Below are 12,823 nucleotides of genomic sequence, written 5' to 3'. Positions count from 1 at the left end.
GGGTCTCCTTCATCCGAGGTCGTCGGTCGCGAAGGTGTCGCAGCGGTTCGGGTCGCCGGTCTCGTAGCCGGTGCGGAACCACCGCTGCCGCTGCTCGGAGCTGCCGTGGGTGAAGGCCTCCTGGTCCACCGTCCCGCCGCCGAGGTTCTCCTGGATGTAGTCGTCGCCGATGCGGGCGGCGGCGTCCAGCGCCCGGTCGATGTCGTCGTCGGTGATGTCCGCGATCAGCGGCTCGCCCGAGTCATCGGGCACGGTCTCGGCGTGCTTCGCCCAGGCGCCCGCGTAGCAGTCGGCCTGCAGCTCCAGCCGCACCGAGCCGCTGGTCGGGCCGCTCTCCCCGGGCGTGACCCGCGCGTTGGTGCCGAGCAGGTTCTGCACGTGGTGGCCGTACTCGTGGGCGATGATGTAGGCGTCGACGAACAGACCGCCCTGGGCGCCGAACTGCTCGCGCATCTGGTCGAAGAAGGTCAGGTCGATGTAGACCAGCTGGTCGGCCGGGCAGTAGAAGGGCCCCGAGCCGCTCGACCCGGCCCCGCAGGCGGTCTGCACCGAGCCGGTGAAGAAGGTCGTCTTCGTGGGCTCGTACCGCCCGCGCAGCACCCCGGACCAGTAGTCCTGGATCGACTCCACGTCGGCGACGACCGCGCACTCGACCGATTCGTTGGCGTCGGCGCCGGTCCGGCAGTTCTGCGCCAGCGTCGTGTTGTCGACGGTCTGGTCCTGACCGAGCCCGGACAAGGCGCCGGCCGCCGCACCGCCTCCGCCGTCCCCACCGCCGAGCACCTGCAGCAGGACGACGACGAGCAGCCCCACCAGGCCCAGCCCGCCACCGCCCACGGCGATGCCCCGGCCACCACCGCCGCGACCGCGGGCGTCCCGCACCCCGGACGTGTCCAGGCTGCCGCTCTCGCGGTACCTCATGCTCGGCGGTCCTCCGTGGTCTGCGGCCCGGGCAGGGCGGGTCGGCGTGCGTCCGGGGGATCCGGCCGCCTGAGACGGTGCCATTCCGAGGGTCGGCTCCGCGACCCGAGGGGCGCACGCGGCACCGCCGGCGGCGTGCGGACGGGACCGGCGCGCTGGGTGCGAGCGGCCGTCCGGTTCCACGATCTACTGTCTGGGGGAACCCGAGGAGGAACCACGTCATGGCGGTCTCCAACCGCGTCCGCGCCGCCCTCACGACCACGGTGCTCGCCACCGCCGCGACCGGCTTCATGGCCGGGTGCGGAGCGGGCGGCGAGGACGACGAGCAGGTCGCCTACTGCACCGACGAGAACGGCGAGATCGTCGACGAGGACCTCTGCGACGACGACCGCGGCGGGGGTCTGGGCGGCGGGCTGTTCTTCCTCTACCTCGGTGGCTTCCGTCCCGGGCTGCCGGTCGGCACGGTGCTGCCCTCGGGCGGCACGCGGATCAACCCGGGTGACAGCGCCGCGCGGCAGCGCGCCGGCCTGCCCGGCACGGGCAAGGTGAGCGCCGGCCAGCGGGTGAGCGGCGGCATCGGCAGCGGGATCGGCAACAAGGCCGGCTCCGGCGCGGGGAGCTGAGCCGCCTCCCGTGCGACGGATCGAGAGCGGGATCGTCCGCCCCGGCTGGGAGGCGGAGATCGAGTCCCAGGGGCTGGTCTACAACCGCACCCACCTGCCCGGCGGCGAGGTGCGCAGCTACTGGCGCGAGGGGCCGTTCTACGACTTCTCCATGGCCGAGGTCGAGGAGCTCGACGGCGCCGTCCGCCAGCTGTTCCAGATGTGCGTGGCCGCCGGCGACCACGTCGTCGACAACGAGCTGTTCGACCGGCTGAACATCCCGCCCATGGCCCGACCGCAGATCCGCCGGACATGGGCGGAGGAGCCGCCGAGCATCTACGGCCGCTTCGACCTGCGCTACGACGGCGACGGCCCGCCCAAGCTGTTGGAGTTCAACGCCGACACCCCCACCGGGCTGGTCGAGTCGGCCGTCACCCAGTGGAACTGGCACCTGTTCACCGGACAGGGGCGCGACCAGTGGAACGCGCTGCACGACACCCTCGTGGCGGCCTGGCAGCGCAACCTCACCAAGTGGGAGCGGCGCACCGGCGTCCGGCCGCGGGTGCACCTGGCCTGGACCAGCGAGGAGACCTCCGGCGAGGACCGGATGACCGTCGCCTACCTCATGGACACCGTGGTGCAGGCCGGCTACGAGGCGATCGAGCTCGTGGTCGAGGACATCGTGCTCGACTCCGGGGACGGCCGGTTCTACGACCCGCAGGGCCGCCATCTCGACGTCGTCTTCAAGCTCTATCCCTGGGAGTGGCTGATCGAGGACGAGTTCGGCGCCGCCGTCCTGGCCGACGGGATGCGTCCCGGCGGGACGACGTGGGTCGAGCCGGCCTACAAGATGCTGTGGAGCACCAAGGCGCTGCTGCCGGTGCTGTGGCAGCTGTTCGGCAGCGACCCGGTGCTCGGCCAGTACCTCCTGCCCGCCTACTTCGCCGACGAGATGCCGTCGGCCTGGCAGACCTACGTCCGCAAGCCGCTGTGGGGCCGAGAGGGCGCCAACGTCGCGATCGTGCGGGACGGCGCGGTGACCACTCAACTGCCGGGGCGGTACGGCACCGAGGGCTTCGTCGTGCAGGAGTTCGCGCCGCTGCCAGACTTCGCCGGCGTGGACGGCCCACACCACCCGGTGCTGGGCGCGTGGGTGGTCGACGGCGAGCCGGCGGGGCTGGGCATCCGGGAGAGCGACGGCCTGATCACCGACAACCTGAGCTTCTTCGTGCCGCACACCATCGACTTCGCCCCTCCGCAGGACGGCCGGCGCGCAGCGCCTTAGGTTCGGGTCATGCCGCTGGAAGGTGAGTACGAGCCCAGTCCGCAGAAGTGGGTCCGCGACCAGGTCGCCCGCTACGAGGAGACCGGGGGCCGGGAGGCGAACACGCTGCTGGACACCGGCCTGCCGGTCGCGATCTTCAGCACGCGCGGTGCCAAGAGCGGGAAGGTGCGCAAGCAGGCCCTCATGCGCGTCGAGCACGACGGCGTCTACGCCATGGTGGGCTCGCAGGGCGGCGCGCCGACGGACCCCGCCTGGGTGGCCAACCTGCGCGCGCACCCCGACCAGGTGACCGTGCAGGACGGCCCGGAGCCGTGGGACGGCGTCGCCCGCGAGATCACCGGCGACGAGAAGCGGGTGTGGTGGGAGCGCGCCGTCGCCGCCTACCCGCCCTACGCCGAGTACCAGCAGAAGACCGACCGCCAGATCCCGGTCTTCCTGGTGGAGCGCCCCTCCTCCTGACCGCCGCGCAGCCGTCGCGCGCCCCGGTCAGGGCAGCGCGGCGGCGAGCTCGGGAACGCCGGCCACCAGGTCGGCGTCCGCGGGGTCGAAGGCGGTGCCGACGGCGGCCCGGCGCGCGCCGCGGCCCTCGTGGCGCCAGGTGCCCACGACCCGGCCGTCGACGACGACGGTGGACAGGAACATCCCGTTGCTGCCCGGCACGATGCGCGTGGCGAAGGCGGGATCGAGGACGGCGCTGCGGTCGCCGTAGCCGAGCACGAACTCGTCGAAGCCCGGCAGGAGGAACGTGCCCCGCGCCTCCTCCCGGCAGGCGGCGAGCAGCTCGGGGGTGGCCGGGTCGAGGAAGTGCTCGACGCCCTCGACGGTCATCGACTCCAGCTGCTCCCGGGCGGTGGCGAGCCCGGCGCGGGAGTCGCGGACGGTCAGCCCCGACCAGCGGGCGAGGTCCTGCACGGGCGCCGGCCCGTGCCCGGCGAAGAAGCGTGCCGCCAGCTCGCCCAGCGCCTCCTCGCGCTCCAGCCGGCGCGGCCGGGGCACCCACTCGTCGAGCAGGACGAACTGCTGCTCGCCGTCCTCGGTCGGCCCCAGGCAGGTGTGGCCGGTCTGGGCGGCGAACCACAGCAGGTGGTAGCCGCGCTGTCCGGTGACGGCGACCCCGCCGGCCTCGATCGCGGCCAGCAACCCGGCCCGGGACAGCCGCCGGCCGCCGGAGAGGGCGGCCACGGCCGCCGCGCAGGCCCGCGCCACGTCCTCGTCGGTCAGCTCCAGGGAGGCGCGGCGCTTGCCGACGCCGGCCAGCGCGCGCTCGCCCAGCAGATCCAGCATCCAGGGCAGGTCCTCGGCGGCGGTGAGGTGCAGGGTGCCGCGCATCGGCCAGGACCGGACGATCTCGCCGCGGTCCATCGCCGCGAGGACCTCGGCTCGCGACCGGCCGGCGGTGCGCAGCGCGACCGAGGTGACGGAGCCGGGGTGGTCCTGCCCCTGGACGGCGGTCAGCCGGCGCACGGCGTCGAGCGGCGTGGCCGCGCGCGGGCCGGCCACCCGCTGCGCGACGAGCCGGAGCAACCCGATCTCGGACCCCGTGGTCACGGGGACACCGTGTCACCGGGGTCCGACGATCTCCAGCGCGTGTGGTCTCGTGGTGACCGCCGCCCGGGGCTAGCGTGGCGGTATGACTGGTCCCTGGGGTTCCCGCGCGGAGCGGCGCCGGCGCATCGTGGCCGCCGTCCTCGTCCTCGCCATGGTCCTGGCGGCCGGCGCGACCGTCCTCTCCCTCGCCCTGGGCTGAGGCCGACGTCGTGACCGGCGGCATCGACGAGTGGTTCGCCGCTGCGGGCCCGCGCGAGGCCGAGTTGCGCCGCGTCGACGCGCTGGTGCAGGAGGCCGCGCCCGGTATCGACCGCGGGCTGGCGCCCGCCGGCGCCGGGCAGATGCTGGGGTACGGCCTCATGCCCTACCGGCCGCGCTCGGCCCGGGAGACGACGAGCTGGCCGCTGATCGCACTGGCCGCCCAGAAGCGGCACCTGTCTCTCTACGTCTGCGCGGTGGTCGACGGCGGCTACCTCGCCGAGGACCGGGCGGAGCGGCTCGGGAAGGTCTCCTGCGGCAAGAGCTGCATCCGCTTCACCTCGCTGGACCGCGTCGACACCGGTGAGCTCGGCGCCCTGCTGCGCGATGCCGTCGCCAACACGTCGTCCGGTCGCAACGAGTACTTCACCGAGGGCGAGTCCTAGGTCCCTGGCGCCGGCGGGGGCGTCCCGGCACGGTGGTGGAGCAACCGGGACAGCCCGGCACCCGCCCACCCGTGGGAGATCGTCGATGACCCTGACCGTCCCGCCCAGCAGCCCCGACTCCTCCTCCGAGCTGCCCTGCTCCGACCCCGCCGTCCAGCAGGCCGTCGACCGGCTCCGCGGCGAGTACGCCGGCCGGGTGCGGCCGCAGCTCGTCGTGCGCGTCGTCCGGGAGAGCCGGCGGGACCTCGGAGGTTCGCCGGTCGGCGCACTGCCCGAGCTCGTGGAACGGCTGGCGCGCTACCGGCTGGGGATGCACGTCGGCTGACCGGCGGGCCCCTCGGAATCGGGTTGCCCCTGCCGGGAGGATGTCCGGGTGGGCATCGGTTCCGGTTCGGTCGACGTGAGCGCGGTCCGGCACACCCTCTCCGACGGGCGGGTGCTGCTGGACGACGTCTCGTTCCGCGTCGGCGAGGGTGCCCGTGCCGCGCTCGTCGGCGAGAACGGGGCCGGCAAGACGACGCTGCTGCGGATCATCGCCGGTGACCTGGTGCCCGAGGCCGGCGCGATCGCGCGCACGGGCGGGCTGGGCGTGATGCGCCAGTTCATCGGCTCGGTGCGCGACGGCACCACCGTCCAGCGGCTGCTCGTGGACCTCGCGCCGCCCGCCGTCCAGGAGGCGTGGCACGCGGTCGAGGCCGCCGAGCTCGCCATGATGGAGAGCGACGACGAACCCACCCAGATGACCTACGCGAACGCGCTGGCGCACTGGGGCGACGTCGGCGGCTACGACATCGAGGTCACCTGGGACACCGTGACCGTCGCCGCGCTGGGCGTGCCCTACGACCGGTGCAAGTACCGCGAGCTCTCGACGCTGTCGGGCGGGGAGCAGAAGCGGCTGGCGCTCGAGGCGCTGCTGCGCGGCCCCGACCAGGTGCTGCTGCTCGACGAGCCGGACAACTACCTCGACGTCCCGGGCAAGCGCTGGCTGGAGGAGCGGCTGCTGGAGACCCGCAAGACGGTCCTGTTCGTCAGCCACGACCGCGAGCTGCTGGCGCGGGTGGCCGACCGGGTCATCACCGTCGAGGGCGGGACCGCGTGGGTGCACGGCGGCGGGTTCGCCTCCTACCCCGAGGCCCGCACCGCGCGGCACGAGCGGCTGGCCGAGCTGCGGCGCCGCTGGGACGAGGAGCACCAGCGGCTGATCGACCTGGTGCGCACCATGCAGCAGCAGGCCGCGAACTCCCCGGACATGGCCAACCGGTACCACGCGATGCAGACCCGGCTGGCCAAGTTCGAGGCGGCCGGCCCGCCGCCGGAGCGTCCGCCGGAGCAGAAGGTGGCGATGCGGCTGCGCGGCGGGCGGACGGGCGTGCGCTCGGTGATCGCCGAGGGGCTGGAGCTGACCGGCCTCATGCAGCCCTTCGACGCCGAGCTCTGGTTCGGCGACCGCGTGGGCGTCCTGGGTGCCAACGGTGCGGGCAAGTCGCACTTCCTCCGGCTGCTCGCCGGGCAGGACGTCGCGCACACCGGCTCCTGGCGGCTGGGCGCGCGCGTCGTCCCCGGGATCTTCGCCCAGACGCACGCCCACCCCGAGTGGCAGGACCGGACGCCGGTCGACCTGCTCTGGCACGGCGAGCCGGGCCGCCCCGGCGTGGACCGGGGCCGCGCCATGGCCGCGCTGCGCCGCTACGGGCTCAACGGGGCCGCCGACCAGCCCTTCCGGACGCTCTCGGGCGGGCAGCAGGCGCGCTTCCAGATCCTCATGCTCGAGCTGGGCGGCGCCACGCTGCTGCTGCTCGACGAGCCCACCGACAACCTCGACGTGCTCTCGGCCGAGGCCCTGGAGGAGGCGCTGGCCGCCTTCGAGGGCACCGTGCTGGCGGTGACCCACGACCGGTGGTTCGCCCGCTCCTTCGACCGGTTCCTCGTGTTCGGCTCCGACGGGCGGGTCTACGAGTCGGCCGAGCCGGTGTTCGACGAGACCCGGGTCGCCCGCGCCCGATGATCACCGAGGACGGGAACTGGCGGAACTGGGCCGGCAACCAGCGGGTGGCGGGGGTCGACGTCGTCCACCCCACAAGTGCCGACGAGATCGCGGCCGCCCTCGTGCGGGCGGGGGAGTCGGGCCGCCGGGTGCGCCCCATCGGCTCGGGGCACTCGTTCACCGCCATCGGCCGGCCCGAGGACGTCCAGCTGGTGCTCGACCGGCACGCCGCCCTGGTGGACGTCGACGGCGCCGGGCTGGTCACGGTGCAGGCGGGGATGCCGCTGCACCGGCTCAACGCCGAGCTCGCCGCGCGGGGCTGGTCCCTGACCAACCTCGGCGACATCGACCGGCAGACCGTCTCCGGCGCGCTCTCCACCGGCACGCACGGCACCGGCGCCCGCTTCGGCGGCCTGGCCACCCAGCTGCGGGCCCTGGACCTGGTGCTGGCCGACGGCTCGCGCCTGCACTGCTCCGCCGACGAGAACGCCGACGTCTTCGCCGCCGCCCGCATCGGGCTGGGCGCCCTGGGTGTGCTCGACACGGTGACCCTGCAGGCGGAGCCGGCCTTCGCGCTGCGAGCGGAGGAGGGGCCGGCCCGCCTCGGGGACCTGCTGGACGGGTTCGGGGAGTTCATGACCTCGACCGACCACGTCGAGTTCTACTGGTTCCCGCACACCGACCGGTGCCTGACCAAGCGCAACACCCGCGTGCCGCTGGAGTCGGGCCTGGCCCCGCTTCCGCGCTGGCGCGCGGTGTGGGAGGACGAGGTCCTGTCCAACATCGTCTTCGCGGGCATGGTCGCAGCCGGCCGCCGCCGGCCCGCGCTGATCCCGCAGCTGGCCGCCGTCACCGCCCGGGGGCTGGGCAGGCGCTCGTGGACCGACGCCTCGCACCGCGTCTTCGTCAGCCGGCGCCGGGTGCGCTTCGTCGAGATGGAGTACGCCGTCCCGCGGGACGAGGCACCCGCGATCCTGACCGAGCTGCACCGGATCGCCGCGGCCGGGGAGTTCCAGGCATCCTTCCCCGTCGAGGTGCGGGTGGCGGCCGCCGACGACATCCCGCTGTCGACGGCCTCGGGCCGGGACACCGCCTACATCGCTGCGCACGTCCCGGCCCGCACCGACCCGGGCTCCTGGTTCGCCGCCCTCGAGTCGCTGGCCGGCAGCGTCGGTGGCCGGCCGCACTGGGGGAAGCTGCACGGCCTGGACGCGGCGGCGCTGCGCACCCGCTATCCACGGTTCGACGAGTTCACGGCCCTGCGCGCGCGGTTGGACCCGGTCGGGGTGCTGGGCAACGCGCACCTCGACCGGGTGCTCGGCCCGGTGGGCGGCTGACGCTCACAGGTCGACGTCGGGCTCCCCGGTGCCGCCGATGCGGTCGAGCTCCTGGAGCTCCAGGGGACCGAGCACCCGCGCGGAGGCGAGCATGTTCTCCTCCAGGTGCGCCACCGACGACGTCCCGGGGATGAGCAGCACGTTGGGCGACCGGGTAAGCAGCCAGGCCAGGGCCACCTGCATCGGCGTCGTCTCCAGCCGCCGGGCCACCGTCTCCAGGGCCGCCGACTGCAGCGGGCTGAACCCGCCGAGGGGGAAGAACGGCACGTAGGCGATGTCCTCGCGCGCCAGGGCGTCGATCAGCGGGTCGTCGTCCCGGTGCACCAGGTTGTAGTGGTTCTGCACGCATGCCACCGGTGCGATGGCGCGGGCCTCGGCGACCATCTGCGTGGTGACGTTGCTGATGCCCAGTTGCCTGATCTTCCCCTCCTGCTGCAGCTGGGCGAGCGCCTCGAACGGCTCGGCCAGCGAGCGCTCGACCGGCTCGGCGAAGCCGGGCATCCGCAGGTTCACCACGTCCATCGCCTCGACGCCCAGGTTGCGCAGGTTGTCCTCGACGGCGGAGCGCAGCTCGTCGGCCGACAGCGCCTCCGGCCACTCGCCCTCGGGGGTCCGCCGGGCACCGACCTTGGTGACGATCACCAGGTCCTCGGGGTAGGGGTGCAGCGCCTCCCGGATGAGCTCGTTGACCACGTGCGGGCCGTAGTAGTCGCTGGTGTCGATGTGGTTCACGCCCAGCTCGACCGCGCGGCGGAGCACCGCGATCGCCTCGTCCCGGTCGGCCGGCGGCCCCATCACGTGCGGGCCGGCGAGCTGCATCGCGCCGTAGCCGAGACGGAAGACGGCGCGGCCGCCCAGGGGGTAGGTGCCGGAGGGTTCTGCGGTGCCGATGGTCATGGCCGGTCCCTACCCCCGAGCGGCGGGGTATGCGCGGCTCAGCGCGCGCCCGCGGGCTCCGGTGCGGCGGGGACGGACGAGGAGAGGGGTGTGCCCACCGGCCGGCGCGCACCCTGCCGGACCCACAGCGCGATGCCGGCGCCGGCGACGGCCAGCCCCGCACCCACCCACATCGGCGCGGTGAGGCCGTACCCCTGGGAGATGACCAGCGCGCCGAGCGCCGCACCCAGGGCGTTGGCCACGTTGAAGGCGGCCTGGTTGGCGGCCGACACCAGGCTGCCGCCGGGCACGGCCGCGGCCTCGATGACGCCGTTGAGCACGATCGGCCCCATCGCGAAGCCGAGCGTGCCGAACAGCACCAGCAGGACGACGGCGGCGACGGCGTTGCGGGCGGAGAGGGCGAACACCGCGAGCACGACGGCGACCCCGAGCATCCCGAGCGCGACGAACCCGAAGTCGAAGCGGCTGCCCAGTCGGCCGCCCAGCAGCGTGCCCACCGTGGTGCCGACGCCGAACAGCGCGAGCACCGGCGTGACGCTGCCGGAGGAGAAGCCTGCCAGGTCGGTGAGGATCGGTGCCACGTAGCTGTAGACCGCGAAGGTGGCCGCGAAGCCGACCATCGTGAGGGCGAGGACCAGCCAGACCTGGCGGCTGCGGAACGCGGAGAGCTCGGTGCGCAGGTCCGTCGGCTCGCCGCCGTCCGAGGGCAGCCAGGCCAGCAGCCCGGCGATGGTCAGGACGCCGATCCCGGCGATGGCGGCCAGCACCAGCCGCCAGCTGGTCTGCTGGGCGACCCAGGTACCGGCCGGGACGCCGATGACGTTGGCCAGCGTCAGCCCGGTGACCATGAGGGAGATCGCCTGGGTGGCGCGCTCGGGGGCGACGAGCCGGCGGGCCGCGATCGCACCCACGCCGAAGAAGGAGCCGTGTGCGAGGGCGGTGAGCACCCGGGCCGCGGCGAGCGTGCCGTAGGTCGGGGCGCACGCGGCGAGCAGGTTGCCGACGACGAAGACCACCATCAGCGCGACGAGCGTCTGGCGGGGCGTGAAGCGCAGGCCGAGCGCGGTGAGCGTGGGGGCGCCGACCACGACGCCGATGGCGTAGGCGGAGATGAGCAGGCCGACGGCGGACACCGACACGTCGAGGCCGTCGGCGATCTCGGGCAGCATGCCCATGACGACGAACTCGGTCGTGCCGATCCCGAAGGCGCCGATGGCCAGGGCGAGCAGGGCGCGGGGCACGGGGGAACTCCAGGGACGCGGGCGGGCAGGAGCCGGCGGACGGCGTCGTCCTGGAGGGCCGGGCTGAGGCGGTGGTGCCTCATTCTCTGCCGGTTGCAGCGGTCCGCCGCCCCGGGGCATGCCCGGGGCGGCGGTGGAGCTGCTCACACCAGGGGCGGGTGTTCGCCCCCGGTGCGCCGGTCAGGGCTGGAGCAGCACCTTGACGGCGCCGTCCTTCTTCTCGCGGAAGTTCGCGTACGCCTCGGGAGCCTGCTCGAGCGGCACCCGGTGCGTGGCGAAGTCGTCGACGCCCAGCGGGTCGCCCTCGAGCAGCAGCGGCAGGATGTCGGGCACCCAGCGCCAGACGTTGGCCTGGCCCATGCGCAACTGGATCTGCTTGTCGAACATGCGCATGAGGGGCAGGGGGTCGGTGGCGCCGCCGTAGACGCCGGAGAGGGAGATGGTGCCGCCGCGGCGCACCGCCTCGATGGCGGTGTTGAGCGCCGCCAGCCGGTCGACGCCGGCCACCTGCATGACCTTCTCCATGATCGCGTCGGGGACGAGCGCCGACGCCTTCTGCGCGAAGGTCGCCACCGGCGAGCCGTGCGCCTCCATGCCGACGGCATCGATGACCGCGTCGGGCCCGCGGCCGTCCGTCAGGTCGCGCACCTGGGCCACCACGTCGGCCTGGGTGGTGGTGTCGATGACGGTGATGCCGTTGCGCCGGGCCCGGGCCAGCCGCTCGGGGACGACGTCGGAGGCGATGACCTGACCGGCGCCCAGGTGCTTGGCGATGCGGGTGCACATGTCGCCGATCGGCCCGAGGCCGAGGACCAGCACGCTGCCGCCCTGCGGGATGCCGGCGTACTGCACCGCCTGCCACGCGGTCGGGAGGACGTCGGAGAGGTAGACGTACCGGTCGTCCAGCGGCGCGTCGGGCACCTTGATCGGCAGGGTGTTGCCGAAGGGCACGCGCAGGTACTCCGCCTGACCGCCGGGCACCTGCCCGTAGAGCTTCGTGTAGCCGAACAGCGAGGCGCCCATGCCCTGCTCGCGGTTCTGGGTCGTCTCGCACTGGGAGTTCAGCCCCTGCGAGCACATCCAGCAGGTGTTGCACGAGATGTTGAACGGGACGACGACCCGGTCGCCGGCCTTGACCGCGGTGACCTCGCGGCCGACCTCCCGGACCACGCCCATCGGCTCGTGACCCATGATGTCGCCCACCGACATGAACGGCGCCATGACCTCGATGAGGTGGAGGTCGGAGCCGCAGATGCCGCTCGAGGTGATCTCGACGATCACGTCGGTGGGGTCCTGGATCGTCGGGTCCGGGACGGTCTCCACCCGGACGTCCCCTCGGCCGTGCCAGGTCACTGCGCGCATGCGGTTCGTCTCCTCGTTAGGGCCGTGGTTCGGTTGTTCCGACGGCTCTCTGCCCTGGTGCGGGCGACCTGGCGCAACTTTCAACCAGCTACGGCGTGCCACTCACCCTTTGTGACAAAGGCGTTACACCCGGCCGAACCACACCCATGGTTTTCCGTGGCTAAGACCACAGAACTGCAGGTCAATACCCCGCGACGCAGATCACGAACCGATCACGACGTGTTTACATGGGCCCCGCCCTTCTCCCCGGGGGCACGGCAATGCCCCCTACGGAAGCTCCAGGTGCATGACTTCGCTCCACCACGATCGACCCGTCGAGGACGGTCGGGACGTCGCTCCCGCGACGCCGGCCACGACCCCCACGGCGACCCGCGTGAACTCGCGGCGCCCGGCCGGGGAGGTCGACGGGAAGGTCTCCCCGCAGGTCCCGCAGCAGCGCCAGGGGAAGGCGTCGCGCACGGGGATCGCCGCTGACCGTCCCGGTGGCGGGCGCTCGACGGCCAAGGCTGTGACCGCTGCCGGTTCGCTGGCCGCCCGGGCCAAGGCCGCCACCACCGCTGCCGCGGGATCGACCGCCGCCCGCACCGCGGCGGCGACCGCCCGCACGGCAGCCGCGAAGGCCGCCAGCGCAGGGGCGACGACGGCGCGCACCGCCGCCGCACGGGCCACGACTGCGGCCAGGGCTGCTGCCGCGTCGAAGGCCACGACCTCGAAGGCCGCGAAGGCCCCGACCGCGGGGACGGCGAAGGCCGAGGCTGCCGCCAGGACCACGGCGTCCCCGAAGGCCGGGGCCGGCGCTCCGACGAAGGCCGCCGGTACGACCAGGAACGCCGCCGCGACGAAGCGCGCTGCGGCCACGCCAGCCGCCGCCAGGGCGAAGGCTGCGCCCGCGAGGAGGGTCGTCCCCGCTGAGCCGGCCGCCGTCGAGCAGGCCGCGGCGCCGGTGCAGCAGGCGAAGCCCCGCCCGCGGCCCCGTCCCTCCGCCCCCGCAGTGGTCGTCCC

13 protein-coding genes are annotated in these 12,823 nt (G+C 73.9%); 7 read left to right on the top strand and 6 right to left on the bottom strand.

Translation table 11 applies throughout. The features are described 5' to 3' along the window. Positions 1 to 9 precede the first annotated feature (9 nt). Entirely contained in the window at positions 10 to 921 is a 912-nt protein-coding gene (gene ypfJ, locus BLS70_RS03950) for a KPN_02809 family neutral zinc metallopeptidase (RefSeq protein ID WP_091764367.1), read from the bottom strand. Between the two features lie 221 nt (positions 922 to 1,142). On the opposite strand from ypfJ, the gene BLS70_RS03945 reads away from it, so the two are divergent. From BLS70_RS03945 to BLS70_RS03935, 3 genes are read left to right on the top strand one after another with little or no spacing between them, the layout of a single operon-like run. Further along, complete coding sequence (locus BLS70_RS03945; protein ID WP_091764366.1) at positions 1,143 to 1,544, top strand: hypothetical protein; 402 nt, start codon at positions 1,143 to 1,145, stop codon at positions 1,542 to 1,544. A gap of 10 nt (positions 1,545 to 1,554) precedes the next feature. Next, a complete protein-coding gene (locus BLS70_RS03940; RefSeq protein ID WP_176946276.1) occupies positions 1,555 to 2,808 on the top strand; it encodes a glutathionylspermidine synthase family protein in 1,254 nt (417 codons plus the stop codon). Between the two features lie 9 nt (positions 2,809 to 2,817). After that, positions 2,818 to 3,267: a nitroreductase family deazaflavin-dependent oxidoreductase gene (locus BLS70_RS03935; protein ID WP_091764365.1), complete on the top strand. Its 450-nt coding sequence runs from the start codon at positions 2,818 to 2,820 to the stop codon at positions 3,265 to 3,267. Positions 3,268 to 3,294: 27 nt separating this feature from the next. Here the strand turns inward: BLS70_RS03935 and BLS70_RS03930 are convergent, their stop codons facing one another. Next, complete coding sequence (locus BLS70_RS03930; protein WP_091764364.1) at positions 3,295 to 4,356, bottom strand: winged helix DNA-binding domain-containing protein; 1,062 nt, start codon at positions 4,354 to 4,356, stop codon at positions 3,295 to 3,297. Between the two features lie 209 nt (positions 4,357 to 4,565). Between BLS70_RS03930 and BLS70_RS03925 the strand changes: the two genes are divergently transcribed. The 4 genes from BLS70_RS03925 to BLS70_RS03910 all read left to right on the top strand — a co-directional run bounded on the left by BLS70_RS03925 (position 4,566) and on the right by BLS70_RS03910 (position 8,321). Beyond that, complete coding sequence (locus tag BLS70_RS03925) at positions 4,566 to 5,000, top strand: DUF1801 domain-containing protein (protein WP_091764363.1); 435 nt, start codon at positions 4,566 to 4,568, stop codon at positions 4,998 to 5,000. 85 nt (positions 5,001 to 5,085) lie between these two features. Continuing rightward, positions 5,086 to 5,325: a three-helix bundle dimerization domain-containing protein gene (locus tag BLS70_RS03920; protein WP_091764362.1), complete on the top strand. Its 240-nt coding sequence runs from the start codon at positions 5,086 to 5,088 to the stop codon at positions 5,323 to 5,325. Between the two features lie 48 nt (positions 5,326 to 5,373). Beyond that, entirely contained in the window at positions 5,374 to 7,005 is a 1,632-nt protein-coding gene (locus BLS70_RS03915; protein ID WP_255362225.1) for an ABC-F family ATP-binding cassette domain-containing protein, read from the top strand. After that, on the top strand, positions 7,002 to 8,321 hold the full coding sequence (locus tag BLS70_RS03910; RefSeq protein WP_176946275.1) for a D-arabinono-1,4-lactone oxidase: 1,320 nt from the start codon (positions 7,002 to 7,004) through the stop codon (positions 8,319 to 8,321). Before BLS70_RS03915 ends, BLS70_RS03910 begins: the two co-directional genes overlap by 4 nt. A 3-nt stretch (positions 8,322 to 8,324) precedes the next feature. On the opposite strand, the gene BLS70_RS03905 is transcribed toward BLS70_RS03910, so the two are convergent. The 4 genes from BLS70_RS03905 to BLS70_RS03890 all read right to left on the bottom strand — a co-directional run bounded on the left by BLS70_RS03905 (position 8,325) and on the right by BLS70_RS03890 (position 12,679). Next, positions 8,325 to 9,218 (bottom strand): oxidoreductase, encoded by an 894-nt coding sequence (locus BLS70_RS03905; protein ID WP_091764361.1) that lies wholly within the window; start codon positions 9,216 to 9,218, stop codon positions 8,325 to 8,327. A gap of 38 nt (positions 9,219 to 9,256) precedes the next feature. Continuing rightward, positions 9,257 to 10,459, bottom strand: a complete 1,203-nt coding sequence (locus BLS70_RS03900; protein ID WP_091764360.1) for an MFS transporter — start codon at positions 10,457 to 10,459, stop codon at positions 9,257 to 9,259. Between the two features lie 180 nt (positions 10,460 to 10,639). After that, on the bottom strand, positions 10,640 to 11,821 hold the full coding sequence (locus BLS70_RS03895; protein WP_091764359.1) for a zinc-dependent alcohol dehydrogenase: 1,182 nt from the start codon (positions 11,819 to 11,821) through the stop codon (positions 10,640 to 10,642). Positions 11,822 to 12,088: 267 nt separating this feature from the next. Next, positions 12,089 to 12,679 carry a hypothetical protein gene (locus BLS70_RS03890; RefSeq protein WP_091764358.1) on the bottom strand — a complete coding sequence of 197 codons (591 nt, stop codon included), beginning with the start codon at positions 12,677 to 12,679 and terminating at the stop codon, positions 12,089 to 12,091. Positions 12,680 to 12,823: the final 144 nt, after the last annotated feature.

It is taken from the genome of Blastococcus aurantiacus (genome assembly GCF_900102425.1).
GTDB classification, from domain to species: domain Bacteria; phylum Actinomycetota; class Actinomycetes; order Mycobacteriales; family Geodermatophilaceae; genus Blastococcus; species Blastococcus aurantiacus.
This window is presented reverse-complemented; position numbering and strand designations above follow the sequence as displayed.

Bases quoted from the DNA above. Each gene is read 5' to 3' on its own strand.
- BLS70_RS03905 (WP_091764361.1), bottom strand. From the start codon at position 9,218: ATGACCATCGGCACCGCAGAACCCTCCGGCACCTACCCCCTGGGCGGC.
- ypfJ (WP_091764367.1), bottom strand. From the start codon at position 921: ATGAGGTACCGCGAGAGCGGCAGCCTGGACACGTCCGGGGTGCGGGAC.
- BLS70_RS03920 (WP_091764362.1), top strand. From the start codon at position 5,086: ATGACCCTGACCGTCCCGCCCAGCAGCCCCGACTCCTCCTCCGAGCTG.
- BLS70_RS03945 (WP_091764366.1), top strand. From the start codon at position 1,143: ATGGCGGTCTCCAACCGCGTCCGCGCCGCCCTCACGACCACGGTGCTC.
- BLS70_RS03910 (WP_176946275.1), top strand. From the start codon at position 7,002: ATGATCACCGAGGACGGGAACTGGCGGAACTGGGCCGGCAACCAGCGG.
- BLS70_RS03895 (WP_091764359.1), bottom strand. From the start codon at position 11,821: ATGCGCGCAGTGACCTGGCACGGCCGAGGGGACGTCCGGGTGGAGACC.
- BLS70_RS03935 (WP_091764365.1), top strand. From the start codon at position 2,818: ATGCCGCTGGAAGGTGAGTACGAGCCCAGTCCGCAGAAGTGGGTCCGC.